Annotated in this window: 18 protein-coding genes and 1 pseudogene; 12 read left to right on the forward strand and 7 right to left on the reverse strand. The window is 71.8% G+C overall.

Features of this window, described 5'->3' with window-relative positions:
* Positions 1-258: 258 nt before the first annotated feature.
* From rsmD to IF46_RS0107015, 9 genes and pseudogenes are all read left to right on the forward strand, one after another.
* Positions 259-822, forward strand: a complete 564-nt coding sequence (rsmD, locus tag IF46_RS0106975; protein ID WP_030487453.1) for a 16S rRNA (guanine(966)-N(2))-methyltransferase RsmD — start codon at positions 259-261, stop codon at positions 820-822.
* Complete coding sequence (coaD, locus tag IF46_RS0106980; RefSeq protein ID WP_030487454.1) at positions 819-1,301, forward strand: pantetheine-phosphate adenylyltransferase; 483 nt, start codon at positions 819-821, stop codon at positions 1,299-1,301. Before rsmD ends, coaD begins: the two co-directional genes overlap by 4 nt.
* A gap of 248 nt (positions 1,302-1,549) precedes the next feature.
* Complete coding sequence (locus IF46_RS0106985; RefSeq protein ID WP_030487455.1) at positions 1,550-2,047, forward strand: hypothetical protein; 498 nt, start codon at positions 1,550-1,552, stop codon at positions 2,045-2,047.
* 109 nt (positions 2,048-2,156) lie between these two features.
* A complete protein-coding gene (locus tag IF46_RS0106990) occupies positions 2,157-2,720 on the forward strand; it encodes a YceD family protein (protein ID WP_030487456.1) in 564 nt (187 codons plus the stop codon).
* Between the two features lie 5 nt (positions 2,721-2,725).
* Positions 2,726-2,899, forward strand: a complete 174-nt coding sequence (gene rpmF, locus IF46_RS0106995; RefSeq protein ID WP_030335284.1) for a 50S ribosomal protein L32 — start codon at positions 2,726-2,728, stop codon at positions 2,897-2,899.
* Between the two features lie 114 nt (positions 2,900-3,013).
* Positions 3,014-3,997 (forward strand): phosphate acyltransferase, encoded by a 984-nt coding sequence (locus IF46_RS0107000; protein WP_030487457.1) that lies wholly within the window; start codon positions 3,014-3,016, stop codon positions 3,995-3,997.
* A pseudogene (gene rnc, locus IF46_RS0107005) lies at positions 3,994-4,743 on the forward strand (ribonuclease III); the annotation flags it as partial. The gene IF46_RS0107000 and the pseudogene rnc, both read left to right, overlap by 4 nt.
* 166 nt (positions 4,744-4,909) lie before the next feature.
* Positions 4,910-5,767: a bifunctional DNA-formamidopyrimidine glycosylase/DNA-(apurinic or apyrimidinic site) lyase gene (mutM, locus tag IF46_RS0107010; protein WP_030487459.1), complete on the forward strand. Its 858-nt coding sequence runs from the start codon at positions 4,910-4,912 to the stop codon at positions 5,765-5,767.
* 220 nt (positions 5,768-5,987) lie between these two features.
* The gene (locus IF46_RS0107015; RefSeq protein WP_030487460.1) at positions 5,988-8,207 is read left to right on the forward strand and encodes an MMPL family transporter; all 2,220 of its coding nucleotides are present in this window, start codon (positions 5,988-5,990) and stop codon (positions 8,205-8,207) included.
* A gap of 56 nt (positions 8,208-8,263) precedes the next feature.
* On the opposite strand, the gene IF46_RS0107020 is transcribed toward IF46_RS0107015, so the two are convergent.
* Positions 8,264-9,106, reverse strand: a complete 843-nt coding sequence (locus IF46_RS0107020; RefSeq protein WP_030487461.1) for an endo alpha-1,4 polygalactosaminidase — start codon at positions 9,104-9,106, stop codon at positions 8,264-8,266.
* A 118-nt stretch (positions 9,107-9,224) separates the two neighbouring features.
* Positions 9,225-10,373, reverse strand: coding sequence for a CAP domain-containing protein (locus IF46_RS0107025; RefSeq protein WP_030487462.1), 1,149 nt, complete (start codon positions 10,371-10,373; stop codon positions 9,225-9,227).
* A gap of 371 nt (positions 10,374-10,744) precedes the next feature.
* On the opposite strand from IF46_RS0107025, the gene IF46_RS0107030 reads away from it, so the two are divergent.
* The 3 genes from IF46_RS0107030 to IF46_RS0107040 all read left to right on the forward strand — a co-directional run bounded on the left by IF46_RS0107030 (position 10,745) and on the right by IF46_RS0107040 (position 15,534).
* Complete coding sequence (locus tag IF46_RS0107030) at positions 10,745-10,939, forward strand: hypothetical protein (protein WP_030487463.1); 195 nt, start codon at positions 10,745-10,747, stop codon at positions 10,937-10,939.
* A 360-nt stretch (positions 10,940-11,299) separates the two neighbouring features.
* Positions 11,300-14,914, forward strand: a complete 3,615-nt coding sequence (smc, locus tag IF46_RS0107035) for a chromosome segregation protein SMC (protein ID WP_030487464.1) — start codon at positions 11,300-11,302, stop codon at positions 14,912-14,914.
* Entirely contained in the window at positions 14,914-15,534 is a 621-nt protein-coding gene (locus tag IF46_RS0107040; protein ID WP_030487465.1) for an HAD family hydrolase, read from the forward strand. The genes smc and IF46_RS0107040 overlap by 1 nt, the downstream gene beginning before the upstream one ends.
* Positions 15,535-15,541: 7 nt before the next feature.
* On the opposite strand, the gene IF46_RS0107045 is transcribed toward IF46_RS0107040, so the two are convergent.
* From IF46_RS0107045 to IF46_RS0107065, 5 genes are all read right to left on the reverse strand, one after another.
* Positions 15,542-16,063, reverse strand: coding sequence for a DinB family protein (locus IF46_RS0107045; protein ID WP_030487466.1), 522 nt, complete (start codon positions 16,061-16,063; stop codon positions 15,542-15,544).
* 44 nt (positions 16,064-16,107) lie between these two features.
* The gene (locus tag IF46_RS0107050; RefSeq protein WP_030487467.1) at positions 16,108-16,602 is read right to left on the reverse strand and encodes a universal stress protein; all 495 of its coding nucleotides are present in this window, start codon (positions 16,600-16,602) and stop codon (positions 16,108-16,110) included.
* 10 nt (positions 16,603-16,612) lie between these two features.
* Positions 16,613-18,232: an MDR family MFS transporter gene (locus IF46_RS0107055; protein ID WP_030487468.1), complete on the reverse strand. Its 1,620-nt coding sequence runs from the start codon at positions 18,230-18,232 to the stop codon at positions 16,613-16,615.
* A 148-nt stretch (positions 18,233-18,380) separates the two neighbouring features.
* Positions 18,381-18,821 (reverse strand): MarR family winged helix-turn-helix transcriptional regulator, encoded by a 441-nt coding sequence (locus tag IF46_RS0107060; RefSeq protein ID WP_030487469.1) that lies wholly within the window; start codon positions 18,819-18,821, stop codon positions 18,381-18,383.
* Positions 18,822-18,831: 10 nt separating this feature from the next.
* Positions 18,832-20,559 carry an alkaline phosphatase D family protein gene (locus IF46_RS0107065; RefSeq protein ID WP_030487470.1) on the reverse strand — a complete coding sequence of 576 codons (1,728 nt, stop codon included), beginning with the start codon at positions 20,557-20,559 and terminating at the stop codon, positions 18,832-18,834.
* Positions 20,560-20,617: the final 58 nt, after the last annotated feature.

Here is a 20,617-nt window from a genome sequence, read left to right on the forward strand (position 1 = left end):
GTGGGAGCGGGAGTGGACCGTCGCTGCGGAGAGCGCCGCGCGTCCGGGTTTGCCACGCTCCCGAGCCGGGTGCCGGCAGTTCGCCGCCAGCACCGCGGACAACCTAATGACAATGCCCGCGTACGGCAATGGACAAGATCACTTTGGGGATGGATGTCGACGCGACACGAGCCAGGACCCGCCGCCGGTGACGCGGAGGTTGTCGGTGGTGTTCTCCGCCGCCTCGCGTAGCGTCGCGGGCATGAGCAGGAGGAAACGGTGACCCGGATCGTGGCCGGGACGCTCGGCGGCCGGCGGATCGCCGCGCCTCCCGGCGCCGGCACCCGCCCGACCTCGGACCGGGTCCGGGAGGCGCTGTTCAGCGCCGTCCAGGCCGAGGTCGATCTCGACGGCGCCCGCTTCGTCGACCTGTACGCCGGCTCCGGCGCGGTCGGGCTGGAGGCGCTCTCCCGGGGGGCCCGGCACGTGCTGCTTGTCGAGTCCGACCCGAGGGCGGCCCGGGTGATCCGGGAGAACGTGGCGGCCCTGCGCGCCGGCCCGGCGGCTCGGCTGGTCACCGGCAAGGTGGCGACGGTGCTGGCCGCCGGGCCGGGCGGCGAGCCGTACGACGTGGTCTTCGCCGACCCGCCGTACGCGGTGCCGGACGCGGAGATCACCGCGTTGTTGGCCGCGCTTGTCGACGGCGACTGGCTGACACCCGACGCGTTGGTGGTGGTGGAGCGGTCGAGCCGTACCAGGGAGTTCGACTGGGTGGACGGGATCACCGCCGAGCGCAGTCGCCGTTATGGCGAGACCACCCTTTGGTACGGTCGCCGATCATGAGACGTGCGGTGTGCCCCGGTTCGTTCGACCCGGTCACCAACGGACACCTCGACATCATCGGAAGGGCCAGTCGGCTCTTCGACGAGGTGATCGTCGGTGTGCTGGTAAATCAGTCGAAGAGTGGCCTGTTCACCGTCGAGGAGCGCATCGAGATGCTCCGCGAGGTGACCTCGTCGTACGGGAACGTGCGGGTCGAGTCGTTCCGAGGGCTGCTGGTGGACTTCTGCCGGGCCCAGCAGGCGAGTGTGCTGATCAAGGGTCTGCGGGCGGTCAGCGACTTCGACTACGAGTTGCAGATGGCGCAGATGAACATCGGGTTGGCCGGGGTCGAGACGCTCTTCATGCCGACCAACCCGCTCTACTCGTTCCTCTCGTCGAGCCTGGTCAAGGACGTGGCCAAGTGGGGTGGCGACATTTCCGCCCACGTCCCCGACCCAGTCCGCGAAGCACTCCAAACCCGCCTCGGCCCCCGCCACTAACCCCAACCCCCACCCCAGCCCCCGAGATCTTGCACTTCTGGTTCCCAGATTGCCCATTTATGCGGCGGTTTGGCGCAGCAGGAAATGCAAGATCGGCGCGGGGGTGAGTGGGGTGACAATGTCGCGACTCGCCGGGTTGGGGTGAGTGGGGCGGTGGTGGGGCGGGCACGACATGATTGGTGGCGCGGGGAACGGCCGTAGCCCGCATCATTGAGGTCGGCCGAGCAACGACAGGAGTGAGGTAGCCGGTGGACCCGCTCGATCGCATCGATGAACTGATCGCCATCCTGGAGCAGGCGCGCTCCGTCCCGATGTCGCGCAACAACTGCATGGTCGACCGGGGTGAGATGATCGCTGCCCTCGATGAGATGCGCGCCGATCTCCCCGCCGACCTGCGTCGCGCCTCCGCGCTCCTGGAGGAGCGCGACAAGATCATGGAAGCCGGCAAGCGCGAGGCGGACCGGATCATCAGCGAGGGTGAGGCAGAACACGCCCGCCTGGTCTCGGTGAACGAGATCACCGTGTCGGCCGAGCACGAGGGTGCCCGGATCATCGGCGAGGCCCGCGCCGAGGCGCAGCGCCTGCGTGAGGAGGTCGACGACTACGTCGACACCGCGCTGGCCAACTTCGAGCAGTTCCTCACCCGGGCGCTGGCCTCGATCGAGCGCGGTCGGGACAAGATGCACGCGCTGCGGGAGATCGGCACCTTCGCTGGGGATGAGGCGGAACGCCCGCTACCCTTCTGAGCGGCACCTCACCAGCCGACTTCTAAGGCGGGCGTCGCCCCCGGTTCGACGGTCCGGCGGTCGCCCAGGTAACCTTTTTTGTCGGCCTCTCACCGGCCGGAGTCTAACTATGCCCAAGCACTCGCCATCGACACTCAACCCCAGGTCGCCGCTGGTCCTCGACACGAGGGAACTGCCGCGTCGCCCTGGCGCGTTGCGTGAGGTCCAGCGGGTCGTGCCGGCACCGGCGGACCTCGGTGTGGAGTTGATTAGTGTGCCGGAGGGCGCGGACCTCGACCTCGATCTGAGGTTGCAGTCGGTGTCCGAGGGCGTGCTCGTCTCCGGGACCATCACCGGTCCCGTCCGGGGCGAGTGCGGCCGTTGCCTGCGCGAGATCAACGACTCGATGGGCGTGACGATCCAGGAGCTGTACGCGTACGAGGACAGCACCACGGACGCCACGACCGACGAGGACGAGGTGGGCCGGATGCAGGGCGATCTGATCGACCTGGAGCCGGCGCTGCGGGACGCGTTGGTGCTCACGCTGCCGACCAACCCGCTCTGCCGGGAGGACTGCCCAGGACTGTGCCCCGAATGCGGGGCGCACTGGGACGATCTGCCGGCCGACCACAGTCACCAGCAGATCGACCCGCGTTGGGCGGGCCTGTCGCAACTGACCGTTACAGAGGAGTAAGAACCGTGGCCGTCCCGAAGCGCAAGATGTCGCGCAGCAACACCCGGTCCCGCCGGGCGAACTGGAAGGCGACCGTGGTCGCGACCGTTGCGTGCCCGCAGTGCAAGTCCCCGAAGCTGCCGCACGCCGCCTGCTCCGTCTGCGGCACCTACAACGGCCGCCAGGTTCTCGAGGTCTGACCTGGACGCCGAGTGACACCCCCGACCTCAGGTCGGGCGGCACGCGCATCCTGGCATTCGCCCGGTGCCCCGGCTTCCTCCGACGTCGGCCGGCCCACTCCGGCCGGCGTTCCGGTGGAGCCGGGCACCGCGCGGATCGCCGTTGACCTCCTCGGCGGGGACGACGCTCCCGCCGTCGTGGTTGACGGCGCTCTGCGGGCCATGCGCGCCGACCCTGACCTGCATCTGCTCCTCGTCGGCCCGACCGAGGTCGCCGACGAGTTGATTGCCGCCCTCGATCCGGAGCAACGCGCCCGGATCACGGTGCGGCCAGTTCGTGATGTCGTCGGCATGGCCGACCATCCCAGCGCCGCCCGCGCCGAGAGCACCGTCCGGGCCGCGGTCACCGCCGTCCGGGACGGGACCGCCGATGCCCTGGTCTCCGCCGGCGCCACCGGTGCCACCGTCACCGCAGCCGTGCTCGGCCTCGGCCGCTCACCGGAGATCCGCCAACCTGCCCTGGCCGCCACCCTGCCCGCCGTGGCGGGGCCGGTCGTGTTGCTCGACGTCGGCGGCTCCCTGGAACCTCGCCCAGCCACCCTCGCCCGCCACGCCGTGCTCGGCGCCGCGTACGCGGCGGTGGCCCACTCGATCGCCGCGCCGCGGGTCGGGCTGCTCTCGGTCGGCACCGAGGCCGGCAAGGGCGACCGGGTCCGCCGGGCCACCGACCCTTTGCTCGCCGTCGAACCGCTGCCCGGTGGGGCACGCTACGTCGGCCTGGTCGAGGGGTACGACGTGGCCCTCGGTGCGCGCGCCGATGTGGTCGTCACCGACGGTTTCACCGGTAACGTGCTGCTCAAGGCCATCGAGGGCGCGTACGCGATGGCCGGCGGCCCACCTGCCGAGGGGGGTGCGCCCCGCGCGGCGGCCCTGCTGGGCGTCGCGGGGACGGTGGTCGTCTGCCACGGGTCCGCCCGCGCCGACGACGTCGCCTCCGGCATAGCTCTAGCCGCCCACCTATGGCGGCGGCGCGCCACCGATCTGGTCTCCGCGTTGCTCGTGGGCGACGCCGCGACGGATCGCACCGACCGCTCCACCGACACCGAGGTACGCACATGAGCAACGACAAGCGGCGGCGGGCGTCCGTCGGCCACCTGGAAGCCGCCTTCGGAGTGAGCCTGGAACCCGAGCTGCTCCAGCGCGCGCTGACCCACCGCTCGTACGCGTACGAGAACGGCGGGCTGCCCACCAACGAGCGGCTGGAGTTCCTCGGCGACTCGGTGCTCGGCGTGGTGATCACCACGGCGCTCTTCCACAACCACCCGGATCTGCCCGAGGGGCAGCTGGCCAAGCTGCGCGCCAGTGTGGTCAACATGCGGGCGCTCGCCGAGGTGGCCCGCGGTCTGGGCCCGGATGGGCTCGGCGCGTACCTGCTGCTCGGCAAGGGCGAGGAGACGACCGGCGGTCGGGACAAGGCGAGCATCCTCGCCGACACGCTGGAGGCGCTGCTCGGCGCGATCTACCTCCAGTACGGCCTGGACACCACGGGGATCGTCATCCACCGGCTTTTCGACCCGCTGATGGCCGAGTCGGCGGGTCGGGGTGCCGCCCTGGACTGGAAGACCAGCCTCCAGGAGTTGACGGCGGCGCTCGGGCTCGGCGTCCCGGAGTACCGGATCGAGGGCACCGGCCCGGATCACCTCAAGACCTTCACGGCCTGGGTGGTGGTGGCCGGCAATCGGTACGGCGGCGCCGAGGGGCGTAGCAAGAAGGAAGCCGAGCAGCGGGCCGCCGAGGCCGCCTGGCGGACGCTCGCCGAGCAGGACGGCCAGGACGGCGACGACGGCCAGGACGCTCGGGCCGGCGACGACGGCCAAAGCCAGCAGCTCGACCCGGACGACGCGACCGACCGGGACGAGCCGTTCGGGCCGTTGGAGCGCGCCGAGCGGGCTGCTCAGGCCGAGCAGGCCGACCACCTGGCGCAGGCGCTGCCGGCCGGGGGTGCCGACGGCCACGAGACGGGGTCGCGGCGTGCCTGAGCTGCCCGAGGTGGAGACCGTCCGGCAGGGGTTGGCCCAGTGGGTCGTCGGCCGGACGATCGCCTCGGTCGAGGTACGTCACCCGCGTGCGGTCCGCCGGCACGTTCCGGGTGACGTGCACTTCGCCGACGTGCTCGCGGGCCGGACCGTGCTGGACGTCCGCCGCCGCGGCAAGTATCTGTGGCTGCCACTGGACAGCGGCGACGCGATCATCGGGCACCTCGGTATGTCGGGTCAGCTGCTGCTCCAGCCACCCGGCACGGCGGACGAGACCCACCTGCGGGTCCGGTTCCGGTTCGCCGACGACGGCCCGGAGCTGCGCTTCGTCGACCAGCGCACGTTCGGCGGGCTCTCGGTGAGCGAGGGCGGCGCCGAGTTGCCCGACGAGATCGCGCACATCGCCCGCGACCCGATGGACCCGGACTTCTCCGACGAGGCGTTCGTCGCGGCGCTGCGCCGCCGGCACACCGAGGTGAAGCGGGCCCTGCTCGACCAGACCCTGATTTCCGGGGTGGGCAACATCTACGCCGACGAGGCGCTCTGGCGCGCCGGGCTGCACGGTGGCCGACCCACCGACGCGCTGACCGGCCCGGCCGCGCAGCGCCTGCTGGGCCACGTCCGCGACGTGCTGGCCGAGGCGATCAGCGAGGGCGGCACCAGCTTCGACGCCCTCTATGTGAACGTCAACGGCGAGAGCGGCTACTTCGACCGGGCGCTCAACGCCTACGGCCGCGAGGGCGAGCCGTGCCGCCGGTGCGGCACGCCGATCCGTCGCGAGGCGTTCATGAACCGATCCTCGTACAGCTGCCCGCGCTGTCAGCCACGGCCCCGGGGTTCCCTTCGGGGATGACCCGGAGTCGGCTCGGGGCGGCACCGGCGGGTCGCGGCGGGGCGCTGAGGGCTGGACCCCGGCGTACGTCCCGATCGCCGGCTGCTGCCCGCCGAACGGACCCTCGCTCCCGGTGGGGTGATCCCAGGGTGGGCCCGGGTCGATCCCCGATGTGACCGCCTCGTCACGCACCTAGCGTCAGCACAGTTGACAGGGGGCTGACGTGACAGGGGGACGCGAGATGGGGAAAAGACCGGTGACGGTGCGGCTGGCGCGGTGGAGCGCCGAGCACCCGTGGCGGGCGATCGCACTGTGGGTCGTGTTCGTGGCAGTGTGCTTCGTCGGCGGCAACGCCGCCGGGCTCAACGAGGCCACGAGTGCCGACCAGGCGATCGGCGAGGCGGGGCGGGCCAGCCTGATCATCGACGCCGGCGACTTCGACGACCCGGCAGTGGACAACGTCCTCATCACCTCCCGGGACGGCGCGCTGGACCAGGCGGCAGCGAGAGCGGCGGCCGACGACGCGGCGGCCCGGCTGCGTGCGGTCGCCGGGGTGGCCGGGGTGGGCCAGCCGGTCACCGCGCGCGACGGCTCGGCGCTGCTGCTGCCGATCACCATGTCGGGTGACCCGGGGACGGCCTCGGAGCGGGTGCAGCCGTTGCGTGACGCCACGGCCGGCGTGCAGGCCGCGCACCCCGAGCTGCGGGTCGAGCAGGTCGGCGGGCCGTCGATCAGTCAGGCCCTCGACGACACCCTGGGTAAGGACTTCAAGCGCGCCGAGCTGCTCAGTCTGCCGGTCACCCTGGCGATCCTGATCATCGCGTTCGGCGCGCTGATCGCGGCGAGCGTGCCGGTGCTGTTGGCGCTCTCCTCGGTCGCCGCGGCGATGGGTCTGTCCACCCTCGCCTCGCACCTGGTGCCGGCGACCGACACGACGGCGCCGGTGATCCTGCTGATCGGTATGGCGGTCGGGGTCGACTACTCGCTGTTCTACATCCGTCGGGAGCGGGAGGAACGCGCCAAGGGCCGATCCGGTCTGGACGCGGTGGAGATCGCCGCGGAGACCTCCGGGCACGCCGTGGTGGTCTCCGGCTTTGCGGTGATCATCTCGATGGCCGGGCTGTTGCTCGCCGGCGACGTGGTCTTCTCGTCCCTCGCCATCGGCTCGATCCTCGTGGTCGCCGTCGCGGTGACCGGCTCGCTGACCGTCCTGCCCGCCCTGCTGGCCCGGCTCGGCCGCTGGGTGGACCGGCCCCGGGTGCCGCTGCTCTGGCGACTGACCGCGCCGCGTACCGGCCGGCACGGCCAGCCCCGCGCGCCCCGGCTCTGGCCGGCGGTGCTCCGGCCCGCGTTGCGCGCGCCGGTGGCGACGCTCGTCATCTCGGTCGGGCTGCTGCTCGCGTTGGCCGCGCCGGCGCTCGGCATGAAGCTGAAGTTCCCCGGCATGGAGGACCTGCCCCGCACGACCCCGGCCATGCAGGCGTACGACCGGCTCACCGCCGCCTTCCCGAGCGCCGGCACAAACCACGTGGTGGCCGTGCGGGCACCCGCCGACCAGGCCGACCGGGTGCGCGCCGCCCTCACCGACCTGTCCACCCGGGCCGCCGGCGATCCGCTGTTCGCCCCGGTCGAGGCGGACGGCCCGAAGATCGAGGTGTCGGCCGACCGGCGGGTCTCGGTGCTGGACGTCGCCACCCCGTACGCCAGTCGAGACAGTCGGTCGGTGCAGTCGTTGGAGAAGCTGCGCGGAGACCTGGTCCCGGCGCAGCTGCGAGGCATCCCGGGCATCGAGTACGCGGTCGGCGGGAGCGTGGCCGACAGCGAGGACTACGCGTCGCACGTCCGGCAGAAGTTGCCGCTGGTCATGGGCTTCGTGCTGGTGCTGACCTTCCTGGTCATGGCGTTCACCTTCCGGTCGCTGGTGATCGCGGCGAGCTCGATCGCGCTGAACCTGCTCTCCGCCGGTGCCGCGTACGGCCTGCTGGTGCTGGTCTTCCAGGGCGAGTGGGCCGAAGGGCTGCTGGGCTTCACGTCGATGGGCGCGATCGTGTCCTGGCTGCCGCTGTTCCTGTTCGTGGTGCTCTTCGGCCTCTCGATGGACTACCACGTCTTCGTGGTCAGTCGGATCCGTGAGGGGATCCGGTCCGGCATGCCCAACCGCGACGCCGTGTCGTACGGAATCACCTCGTCGGCCGGGGTGGTGACCAGCGCGGCGATCGTGATGGTCGGGGTCTTCTCGATCTTTGCCACGCTGAGCACCATCGACATGAAGCAGCTCGGCATCGGCCTGGCGGCGGCGATCCTGCTGGATGCCACGATCATCCGGGGGGTGGTGTTGCCGGCGTTGATGACCATGCTGGGCGACGCCAACTGGTGGGCCCCGCGCTTCCTACGCCCGCGCCCGGCGTCCGCGCCAGCCGACCCGCCGGCCCCGGCCCCAGACCTAGTGCCGGTGCCCTAACTCCCCACCCCTTGCCCTACCCTCGCCCCACCCCCGCCTCGCGGGGGTGGGGTGGGTTAGGGGAGGGGGCAGGCTTCTCTTGACGCGTCCAACGTGCGGTCCTTTCGGATCGACGCGAAGCCGTAGCCGACGGTGGTGACACAGAATTCGTCGGTCGAGCCGGTGTACTCGACGTGGAAGACCGGCTTGCCGGCGTCACTGAACGGCAGCAGCTTGGCGCACTGGGCCAGCCGGACGCACTCCTCGTTGACCGCGAAGTCGAAATCCGGGGCCAGCGCGGCAAGCTGCGGCACGTCGTTGACCAGCCCGGGGGAGAGGCTCAACGAGCGGGCCAGCTCGGCCAGCCGGCGGTTGAACAGCAGTTGGTCGTCGAAGTCGAGCGGAAAGCCGGTGCGCGCCGCGTACCCGTCGACGTCGAAGAGCGCCACCGCGCCGAAGCCCTTGCCCCGGCAGAGCCGGAACCGGTCGGCCAGCACCGGCCGGAGCGCGTCCCAACTCCGCACGTCCAGCCACCGGCTGTCGGGCCGACGCCCGGCCGTGCCTCGGACGACCTCCGGAAAACGGCTGGCGTCCGGCGCGGCGGCGTCTACCGACCCGACGTGCACCTGGCAGATCAGCCGACGGTCCCGGGAGCGCAGCTCGGCGGTCTGCGCGGCGGTGGTGGCCACCGGGTCGAGCAGGAAGACCTCCGCGTCCACCGCCGGGTCGAGCGGGCCGCTGAGCTGCCACTGCCACTGCCAGTGCCGGGCCTGTGCGGCCGGCCACGCGGTGGGCGCGCCGGGCGGGGTCAGCGCGGGCCGACACCCGTACACCGGCACCACCAGGACGAGAACGACGCTGGCCGACAGGACGCGGCGCAGTGGGCGTACGGCGGCGTGTCTCCGCAGCCGGATCCGCATCGGCAGCTCCCGGGTCCTGGACGGCCTGTCGCCGCCCGCACCGGTACGCCGGCCCCTACGCTCCGGCCCGACGTACCTCACCGGGTCAAACGAGCGCGGGGGCGGGAACGACGCGCGGTCAGCGCGGCGCCGCGAAGACCTGCGTCCAGTACGGCCCGTTGCTGTCGGCGATGCCGACGCCGATCTCGGTGAACGCGCAGTTCAGGATGTTGGCCCGGTGGCCGGAGCTGTTCATCCAGGCGTCCATCACCGCGGCCGGGGTCTTCTGGTTCCAGGCCACGTTCTCGCCGTACGTGCGCCAGGCGTAACCGACGCGGTCCAGCCGGAGGCCGGCGTTGCTGCCGTCGCTGCCGGTGTGCGACATGTTCTGGTGGTCGGCCTGATCCTGGCTGTGCCGCTGGGCGGCCGTCATCAGCTTGTCGTTGATGCTCAGCGCCTTGCAACCGGCCTTGGCCCGCTCGGCGTTGACCAGGTCTACCACCTCGCGGGCCTGGGCGCTGACGGAGCCGCTGGAACCACCGGAACCGTTGGTCGTGCTCGGCGCGTTGCTGCGCTGCACGCTGCGGCGCGACGCGGCGGTGGTCCGGGACGTCGCCGGCGTGGGCTTGACGACCTTGCTCGGCGACGGGCTCGGAGACGCCAGGGTGGGTGTGGCGGACGGGGACGGTGGGGCGAGGGCGTCCAGCGCCGGCTCCTCGGTCGGCGGCGCCGACGCGGAGAAGGTGTCGTCGACGGCCGTCGACTGCGGGGCGCCGTCGCCACCGCCGGGCAGCGTGAGCGCGCCGACGCCGAAGCTCACCACCAGGGTGGCGGCCGCAGCGGCACCCCCGATCATCAGCGGTCGACGCCAGCGCCGTGGCGAGCGGTGCCGCCCCTCACTGGGCCGCCCGGTCGCGGCGGCGCCGCGCCAGCCGTCGGTCGTCTCCGGGTCGGTGTCGGTGTGCCAGCCGCCGGGTGCCTCGGTGTCGGTGTGCCAGCTGCCCGTGGTGTCCCGAATCGGGTGGTTGTCGCCCCGGTCACCGGTCTCGCTGTAGGGCGGGCGGGTCGGCCAGGCGGCGGTGGTGGATGCATCGGTCGCCGGGTCCGGCTGCCGGCCGCCGACGGCCTGTTCCTGGTGCCACTCGTCGCCCGGCTGACCGGGCTCGTCGCCGAAGAGGTAGGCCGAGCGGGGCTCCGGGCGGTCGTGCAGCCAGGCCGGCTCGTCGGTCGGCCGTTCGACGCGCCGGGGTGCGCCGTTCGGGTCCATCGGATCGGTCCAGCCGTACACGCCTATGCCTCCACGGGTCGGTTGCGGGCCGCAGTGACGCTACGGCGCGCCTGCGAGCTGCGGCAACGTGGCTAAGAAAGAGTTAAGGGGAAGTCGGACGCCAGGGTGCGGACTTCCGCGGATCCGGGCGTACAGTAAAGGTGTCCGGACAGAGAGTGTCCGTGCCTTGCGGCAGCCCCCCGGCAAGTGGACAGGTCGACGTGGAGATGATCTACGGCCTGCGAGAACTTGACGAAGGAGGGGTTTGCGGCTCAATATATAGGTGTCGCCAGTCGCGCCCGGTCATGCCCAGATACAGCCTGGAATGACAGCCGCGTACAAATGGGCGCGCGTTGGCCGGCCTTTCCGGCAGCGCATATCAAGGAGTCAGCATGGCGAAGGCCCTCTACGGCCACGTAGGTGCAGCGCCCGACCGGCGTCTGCTCGACGAGGTCACCCGACTGCGTTCCAGGGTTCAGGCACTGGAGTTCGAGATCACGCGTCTGCGTGCCGACAATGATCGGCTCGCAGCGGCTGCGGCGGAGGCAGATGATCTGCTTCGTCTGGCCGAGCCGGCGCTGACCTGATCTCTAGGTCGTAAAAACTGAATCGCACGATCGCAAAAATGCGCGCCGACACCTCTGTGCCGGCGCGTAACACTGTCCGGAACCTTTCGAACGACGACGATTCATGATCTTGCGGTGAGCCGGGTGCGGGAAGCACGCCGTGCAGTTTCGGACGCGCCGCGTAGTTTCGGAAAAGCGCGCCGGCGGATAAGCCGATCATGAAAGGCGCTTGTCTTTCTCATGACCGAGGGGACAACGGCGCGCACTCGGCCCGGGGCGGGTCGCGTGCCCGCCCGCTTCGAGCGCCGGGTTAGTCTGCGAGTTCACCCAGGTCCCCGCAGCCGGCGACGGTACGGCGGCCACCGGACGAGGATCGAGTAGGTGTATCTCAAGAGCCTGACGGTGAGAGGGTTCAAATCCTTCGCCTCCGCCACGACGTTGAAGCTGGAGCCTGGGATCACCTGTGTGGTGGGTCCGAACGGCTCGGGCAAGTCCAACGTCGTCGACGCCATCGCCTGGGTGCTCGGCGAGCAGGGCGCCAAGGCCCTTCGTGGCGGCAAGATGGAGGACGTCATCTTCGCCGGCACCGCCGGCCGGGCACCGCTGGGTCGCGCCGAGGTCACCCTCACCATCGACAACACCGACGGCGCGCTGCCGATCGAGTACACCGAGGTCTCCATCACCCGCCGGATGTTCCGCTCCGGCGAGAGCGAGTACGAGATCAACGGCAACTCCTGCCGGTTGCTCGACATCCAGGAGCTGCTCTCCGACTCCGGCATCGGCCGGGAGATGCACATCATCGTGGGGCAGGGCCGACTCGACGGCATGCTGCACGCCAAGCCGGAGGACCGTCGGGCGTTCATCGAGGAGGCGGCCGGCGTCCTCAAGCACCGCAAGCGCAAGGAAAAGGCGCTGCGCAAGCTCGACGCGATGCAGCTCAACCTCAATCGGTTGACCGACCTCACCGCCGAGCTGCGCCGTCAGCTCAAGCCACTGGGCCGGCAGGCGGAGGTGGCCCGCCGCGCCGCCGCCATCCAGGCCAACCTGCGTGACGCCCGGTTGCGCCTGCTCGCCGACGACCTGGCCACCCTGCGAAGCACCCTGGACCGGGAGATCGCCGACGAGACCGCGCTGCGCGAGCGGCGCGAGCAGATCGAGGGCGAGCACGCCGAGGTGCAGGGCCGGCTCGGCGAGTTGGAGGCCGCGCTGGCCGAGGACGCTCCGCTGCTCGCCGCCGCCCAGGACACCTGGTACAAGCTCTCCGCCCTCCAGGAACGTTTCCGCTCGATCGAGCAGTTGGCCTCCGAACGGCTGCGGCACCTCAGCGCCACCGGCGACGACGAGCGACCCGGCCGCGACCCGGACCAGCTGGAGGCCGAGGCGGAACGCGTCCGCGAGCAGGAGGAGGAGCTGCGCGGCGCGCTCACCGACGACCAGATCCGGCTGGCCGAGGCCGTCGAGCACCGTCAGGAGTTGGAGCGGCAGCTCGCCGCCGCCGAGCGGGAGTTGGTCGCCGCGGCCAAGGCCATCGCCGACCGGCGGGAGGGGATGGCCCGGCTCACCGGCCAGGTCAACTCCGCCCGGGCACGGACCACCAGCGCCGGCGAGGAGATCGAACGCCTCGCGATCGCGCACACCGACGCGCTGGGCCGCGCCGAGCTGGCGCAGGCCGACCTGGACGCGGTCGCCGCCCAGTCCACCGAGGCCGACCGGGACAACGCGGACCTGGACACTCGGCACGCCGAGGCGGTCGCCGTGCAGGAGCGGGCACAGGTCAGCGTCCGATCGCTGGTCGATGCCGAGCGGGCCGCGGAGAAGGACGCCGCCACCTGGAAGGCCCGGGAGGACGCGCTTGCCCTGGGGCTGCGGCGCAAGGACGGCGCCGGTGCGCTGCTCGCCCGCGCCGGGGACGTGCCGGGCCTGCTCGGCAGCCTCGCCGGGTTGCTCACCGTCGCGCCGGGCCACGAGGCCGCGCTGGCCGCCGCGCTCGACGGGCTCGCCGACGCGGTCGCCGTCAGCGGGGTGGACGAGGCCGTCGAGGCGATGCGGTTGCTGAAGATCTCCGACGCCGGCCGAGCCGGCCTGCTGGTCGGCAGCCCGGCAGGGCCTGGCATGACCGGCTCCGCCGAGGCGCTGCGCCCGAAGCTGCCCGACGACGCCCGGTGGGCCCCCGACCTGGTCGAGTGCAGCGCCGAGCTGCGTCCGGCGGTGCACCGGGCCCTGCGGGACGTGGCGCTCGTCGACGATCTCGCCGCCGCTGCGGAGCTGGTCGCCAGCAACCCCGAGCTGCGGGCGGTCACCCCGGACGGTGACGTGGTCGGGGCGTACGCGGCGGCGGGCGGGTCGGCCAAGGCCCCCAGCTACATCGAGGTGCAGGCCGCCGTCGAGGAGGCCCGCGCCAACCGGCTCACCGCCGAGCGCGCTGGCGCGGAGCTGCGCGAGCAGTTGGTCGAGGCGCGCGCCGAGGTGGCAGTCGCCAAGGAAGCCGTGCAGCACGCCGCCGCCGAGAAGCGCGAGGCGGAGAGCCACCGCAACGCCGCCGCTCGCCGCCTCGCCGAGCTGGGCGCGGCGGCCCGGTCGGCGAAGGCGGAGACCGACCGGCTCGGCGAGTCCCGCTCCCGCGCCGAGGCCGCCCGGCAGCGGGACCTGACCGCGCTCGCCGAGCTGGAGGAGCGACTGCGGCTGGCCGAGGAGACCCCGGTCGACGCCGAGCCCTCCACCGAGGAACGGGATCAACTCGCGGCCATGGTGCCGCAGGCCCGGCAGAACGAGATGGAGGTCCGGCTCGCCGTGCGTACCGCCGAGGAGCGGGTCTCCTCGATCGCCGGCCGGGCCGACTCGCTGGCCCGGCAGGCCACCGCGGAGCGGGCCGCCCGGGAGCGGGCAGCCGCCCGGCGGGCCGCCCGTGCCCGAGGCGCGGGCATCGCCCGGTCCGTCGCCGGTGGCGCCCGGGAGGCGCTGACCCGGCTGACCACCTCGATCGCGACGGCCGCGGAGCACCGCGACGCCGTCGCTCTGGCCCGCGCCGCGCGTGAGGCGGAGCTGCAGGAGGTACGCGGGGCAGCCAAGCGGCTCGGCGCGGAGCTGGAGCGGCTGACCAGCCAGGTGCACCGCGACGAGGTGGCCCGCGCGGAGCAACGGCTGCGCATCGAGCAGTTGGAGGCGAAGGCCGCCGAGGACTTCGGGCTGGACGTGGAGACGCTTGTCGCCGAGTACGGCCCGGCTCAGCCCGTTCCGCCGACCCCTGTCGACGTCGCGGCTGCCGAACGGGACGCTCTGCCGGTGCCCGAGCCGGTGCGCTACGAGCGGCCGGTGCAGGAGAAGCGGGCCGCGAAGGCGGAACGCGAACTCGCCCTACTCGGCAAGGTCAACCCGCTCGCGCTGGAGGAGTTCGCCGCGCTGGAGGAGCGTTACAAGTTCCTCTCCGAGCAGCTGGAGGACCTCAAGGCCACCCGTCGGGACCTGCTCACCGTGGTCAAGGACGTGGACGAGCGGATCCTGGAGGTCTTCGCCAGCGCCTTCGAGGACACCGCGCGGGAGTTCGAGCAGGTGTTCACAGTGCTCTTCCCCGGCGGTGAGGGCCGGCTGATCCTCACCGACCCCGAGGATCTGCTCACCACCGGCGTCGAGGTGGAGGCCCGCCCGCCGGGCAAGAAGATCAAGCGGCTGTCGCTGCTCTCCGGTGGCGAGCGGTCGCTGACCGCGGTGGCCATGCTGGTGGCGATCTTCCGTGCCCGGCCCAGCCCGTTCTACATCATGGACGAGGTCGAGGCGGCCTTGGACGACGTCAACCTGGGCCGGTTGATCACGTTGATGGCACAGTTGCGGGAGAAGAGTCAGCTGATCGTCATCACGCACCAGAAGCGGACGATGGAGATCGCGGACGCGCTCTACGGCGTGACCATGCGCAGCGGGGTCACCCAGGTGATCAGCCAACGGCTCAACCGGGCCGACGAGGACGACCAGCGGCACGGCCGCGGCGAGGAGAACGAGTAGTGGCTCGGGAACGCGCGACGGCGCTCCTGCTGGATCTGGACGGCGTGCTGCGCCGGTTCGACCCGGCGGTCGCCGCCGGGGTGGAGCAGGAGTACGGCCTCGCCGACGGGGTTCTGCTTGAGATCGCCATGCAGTGGGGCCGGCTGCAGCCGGTGCTCACCGGCCAGGTCAGCCACGCCGAGTGGGTGAGCAGCGTGGCGGACGCGCTCGCCGAGCCGGCCGGTGGCCCGGACCGGGCCCGCGCGGCGGTGGAGCAGTGGCAGCGCTACCGGGGCGAGGTGGACACCGAGGTGCTCGACTTCGTCCGTGAGGTGCGCGCCGCCGGGATCAGGGTCGGCCTGGCCACCAACGCCACCGACCTGCTCGACGCCGACCTGGCCGCGCTCGGCCTGGTCGGCGAGGTGGACGTGGTGGTCAACTCGTCGACGCTCGGGGTGCACAAGCCCGCTCCGGAATACTTCCAGGCCGCCTGCGTGGCCCTGGCCACCCCGCCGGCCCGGGTTCTCTTCGTCGACGACGAGGACTGGGCCGTGCGGGGTGCTCGGTCCGGCGGGCTGTCGGCGCACCGCTGGGGCGGTCACGGCGACCTGCGTTACCTGCGGGCGGCGCTGGACTACTGAGCGCCTGTCACTCGCCGGTGACGCCGTCGATGCGTTCCCGGATGAGGTCGGCGTGACCGTTGTGCCGGGCGTACTCCTCGATCATGTGCACGTACACCCAGCGCAGGTTGAAGGTGCGCTTCTTTCCGCCGACCTCGGTGAACGTCTCGTCGAGGGAGTGGCCGGCGGCGGCCTCGCGGGCCAGCGCCACCTCCCGGTGGTAGGTGGCGAAGTCGGCCTCGGCGTCGGCGGTGCTGACGTCGTGGTCGGCGTCCGGCGTCTGGGGGGTGAAGTACGGGTAGTCGACCGGCTGGCCGGCGAAGTTCTCCCGGAACCACCAGGCCTCGACCTCGGCCAGGTGCCGGACCAGCCCGAGCAGGGTCAGCCCGGACGGCTCCACGCTCGGCGTGCGCAACTGCTCCTCGGTCAGGCCGGCGCACTTGAGCAACAGCGTCTGTCGGTGGTAGTCGAGCCAGCCGTCGAGCATGGTGCGCTCGTCGCCGACGTACGGTTCGGGGGTCCGGGTGATCTCCGGTGCGATCCAGGTCATGCCGCGCATCCTGCCCGGCACCCCGGACACGCCGCGACGGGTTATCAGGGCACCACGACGACGGGCCAGCGGCCGGCGCGGACCAGCCGGGTGGCGACCGAGCCGACCAGCCGGTGGCCGGCCTGCTCGGATGCGCCCACCACCACCATGTCGGCCTGGAACTCGTCGGCCACCGCGCACAGCTCGCCGTACGCGTCGCCGCGCCGAACCAGCAGGGTCACCGGGATGCCCCACTGCTCGGCCCCGCGCCGGCACTCCCGGCGCAGCTCGTCGGCCAACTCGTCGTGGGTGCGTTGGACCGCGCCGGCATCCATGCCGGGCACCAGGGCGGTCAACCCGCTCGGCGAGCTGACGAAGACCACCACCAGTGCGGCGCTCTGCCGACGGGCCAGGCCCGCGGCGTAGGAGCCGGCCCGCTCGGAGGTGCGGGTGCCGTCGACGCCCACCATGATCACTCGGGGCCCGTCCGTGCCGCGCTCGAAGGGCAGCGGTCGGGTTCGGGGGCCGTACTCCTCGCGGTCCGGTGCTCCCACGCCCATGGTTCCTACCTCACCTCTGCTCGCCGGTACGGATCACGGCTGCGCCCGCGCCGGCGGCGACTGTCGATTCCCGCTCGACCTCGTCGGAAACCGGGCTGCCGTTGTGGCTGCGCAGCGGCACCTCCTTGATGAAGATCACCGCGATCAGCGCGATCAGCGCGAACGGGGCGGCGGCCAGGAAGATGTCGCCGGCGCCGTGGCCGTACGCGCTCTCCACCACCAACCGCAGCGGGGCGGGCAGGGTGTGCACGTCGGGCAGGGTGCCGCCGCTGCCCGAGCTGGAGGCGGGGATGCCGAGCTGGGCCAGCCCGTCGGCGGTGTAGTCCTTCACCTTGTGGGCGAGCACCGCGCCGAGGGCCGAGACACCGATCGCGCCGCCGAGGCTGCGGAAGAACGCGACCACCGAGCTGGCCGCGCCGAGCTCGTGCGGGCCGACGGTGTTCTGCACGGCGAGGACCAGGTTCTGCATGGTCAGGCCCAGGCCGACGCCGATCAGCACCATGTAGACGCTGAGCAGGGTGAAGCTGGTGTCCGCGCGCAGTGTGCCCATCAACGCGAAGCCGATGGTGAGCAGTACCGAGCCGAGCACCAGGAACCGCTTCCAGCGACCGGTCTTGGTGATGATCCGCCCACCGACGGTCGAGGCGACCAGCAGACCGAGGATCATCGGCAGGGTCATCAGACCGGACATCGTCGGGGTCTGACCACGGCTGATCTGGAAGTACTGGCCCAGGAAGATCGACGCGCCGAACATGCCCACACCGACCGCGATGCTGGCGACGACGGCGAGGGTGATGGTGCGGTTGCGGAACAGGCGAGGCGGGATCATCGGCTCGGCGGCCCGGGTCTCGACCCGGATCGCCAGCGCGCCGAGGACCACGGCGCCGACGACCATGACGGCGGTCTGCCAGGAGGCCCAGGCGAACTGGTCGCCGGCGAGCGAGACCCAGATCAGCAGGACCGAGACGGCCGCGGTGATCAGGGTGGCGCCCCACCAGTCGATCTCGGCCTTTCGCTTGACCACCGGCAGGTGCAGGGTCTTCTGGAGCACGATCAGCGCGAGGATGGCGAACGGCACGCCGACGTAGAAGCACCAGCGCCAGCCGAGCCAGGAGGTGTCCACGATCACGCCGCCGATCAGTGGGCCGCCGATGGTGCCGACGGCCATCACGGCGCCGAGGTAACCGCTGTAGCGGCCTCGTTCGCGTGGCGCGATCATCGTAGCCATGATCACCTGGGCCAGGGCGGTGAGGCCGCCGGCGCCGATGCCCTGGACGACCCGGCAGGCGATCAGCTCACCGGTGCCCTGGGCGAGGCCGGCCAGCACCGAGCCCAGCACGTAGATCCCCAGGGCGAGCTGCACCAGGGTCTTCTTGCTGGTCAGGTCGGCCAGCTTGCCCCAGATGGGGGTGGTCGCGGTGGTCGCGAGCAGGGCCGAGGTCACCACCCAGGTGTACGCGGACTGGCCGCCGTGCAGTTCGGTGATGATCCGCGGTAGCGCGTTCGAGATGACCGTGGACGAGAGGATCGCGACGAAGAGGCCCAACAGCAGCCCGGAGAGTGCTTCCAGGATCTGCCGGTGGGTCATGGTGACGGCGGTCGCCGGGCTGGGCACTGTCGCCTGGCTCATCGTGTGTTGCCTCCGAGCGGAGTCGAGTGGAACGGCGGCGCACTGGCGCGTACCTGCCGCCTGAGAGTTGCCTGGGGCAACCGTATGCCTTAGTTGCCTGAAGCAACAACTTGTCGGACCGGCGCCCTATTCCCCGTCCAAGAGGGCGCTACTGCCAGGAGTCGTTGAACCGGCCGAGCAGCCGGGCGAACTCCTCGACGTCCCGATCCGGCCAGGCGTCCAGGGCGCGCAGGAACTCGCCCAGCCGGGCCGCGCGGGCCACGTCGAACCGGCGCTGCCCCTCCTCGGTGAGGCTGATCTGCGCGGCCCGCCGATCACTCGGATCGGGGTCACGGTGGACCAGGCCGAGGACCTCCAAGGCGTTGATCTGGCGGCTCAGCGTCCCCTTACCCACGCCAAGCCGCCCCGCCAACTCGGTCAACCGGATCGACCCACTACGCCGCAACCAGAGCAGCAACCCGTAGGTGTTCGGCTCCAGATTCGGGTGCACCTCCCGGGCGATCTCCCAGGAAACCGCCCGCCCACGGCGCAGCAGAGCGGTCAACTCGTGCTCGACCGCCCGGATCGGCTCCGGCAGGTGCTCGTCCACGACGTAGAGACTACGGCGCGGCCGGCCCATCGCCGCCGGAGAGTCGACGCCGCATCACAGGGCGTAGGTGCCCGTCCTTCGTGGTGCCCTCGATCACCACGTCCGCCCCGCGACCCCGATGGGTCAGGGTGGCGACCGCGTTACCGAAGTAGGGGCCGGCCAGCTTGCGCCAGCGCACCCCCGGCCGCCGTACGCCCGCCGAACGGGCCAGCGCCCGGGTGGCCCCGGCCGGACCGGCCGACCAGCCCAACCGCATCAGCGGACGGATGCCGGCCGGCACCTGGTTGTGGATCGGCGAGCAGGTGAGCTGGTGCACCGGAGTGACCACCGCCGGGTCGGCGAACCGGGCCCGAGCCACGTACGAGTGGTGCACGTCACCGGAGAGCACACTTATCGACGCCGGTGGGGCGTACGCCGGACCGGCCCCGACCCGCGCGCCGGACTGCCGCGGGGTGCCGGTGCCGATGCGGGCGAAGGTCTCCGCGAGCGCCTCGAAGGAGCGCCGGAATGCCGCCCAGTGCTCCAGGTCCAGAGCGCGGCGCAGCTTCTCCGCCCCGCGCGCCACCCACGGCCGGCGCGAGTCCGCCAGCTTCTCGTTCCACGCCTCGATGTGGTGGATGCCCTGCGGCAGCAGCCAGGGCAGCGAGGCGCCTACCACCAGGTGGTCGTAGACCCCGTGCGCCTGGTCGAGGAACCAGGACCACTCGCCGGGCGGCAACATCGCCCGCTGACCCGACTCAAGGACCCGGCTGCACCGGTTGTCCAGCATGACCAGCCGGGTCCGGCCCAGATCCAGTGCGTAGCTCCACTGATATTGCACCGCACGCCAGCGCTCGGTGTCGTGCGCCAGGTCGGACTCCTGGTCGACCCGGTGGCCGAACTCACGCAGCACGCTTGTGGCGTCCTCGGCGGCGGCGACCTTCGCGAAGACCGGGTCGGCGGCGATCTCGTCGGGGGAGAGGTTGCCCAGGTGCTGGTAGACCCAGTAGGAGGCGAGCCCGCTGCCGATCCGCTCCTGCCACCACTGCTGCTCGCGCACCTCGGAGCGCCACGCCGCCGAGGTGTTCCAGTCGTCGATGATCTCGTGGTCGTCGAAGATCATCACGCTCGGCACGGTGGAGAGCAGCCAGCGGATCTCCGGATCCCGCCAGGACTCCAGGTAGAGCTTGGTGTACTCGTCGAAGCTCACCACCTGGTCGGCCGGGGCGCCCTTCGGTCGCCGCCGCCGCCGGCGCAGCAGCCGGCGCACCGTGGGCGAGGTGACGTCGGCGTAGACCTGGTCACCGAGCAGCACCAGCAGGTCGGGCGCCGGGTTCGACTCGGGATCGGCCATCAACCGCCGGGCGTACGCGTCAAGCGCGTCCGGGGGCAGTTTGCGGGTGGTGGCGTGCTGGGTGGTCTCCCGGCACGAGCCGAAGATCAGGTTGACCGGTTGGTCCCGGTCGTCGGCGGCCCGGGTGCGGATCACGCTCGGCGGGAACCCCGTGCTCGGCACCGGCCAGACGATCTCGTCGTCGACGAGCACCTCGTAGGTGGTCTCGCTGTCCGGAGTGAGCCCCTGCACCACCACGAGGGCGTAGTGGTGGTCGTACGCCGAGAAGGTGGGCGCGGTGCCGGTGGCGCCGCTGGCGGTGCGGACGGTGACCACCGCGGGCGCCGCCGTCTCCACCCAGATGGTGGCCCGGGTGTCCACGACTCGGCGCAGGAGTGGGCCGATGAGGAGGTGTGCGGCGGGCATGCGGCCGAGCCTACCGCCGGTTCCGGGCACCGCCCGGGGTGCGGTGGCTGAGACTCCG

Source organism: Micromonospora chokoriensis (genome assembly GCF_000718555.1).
GTDB lineage: Bacteria > Actinomycetota > Actinomycetes > Mycobacteriales > Micromonosporaceae > Micromonospora > Micromonospora chokoriensis_B.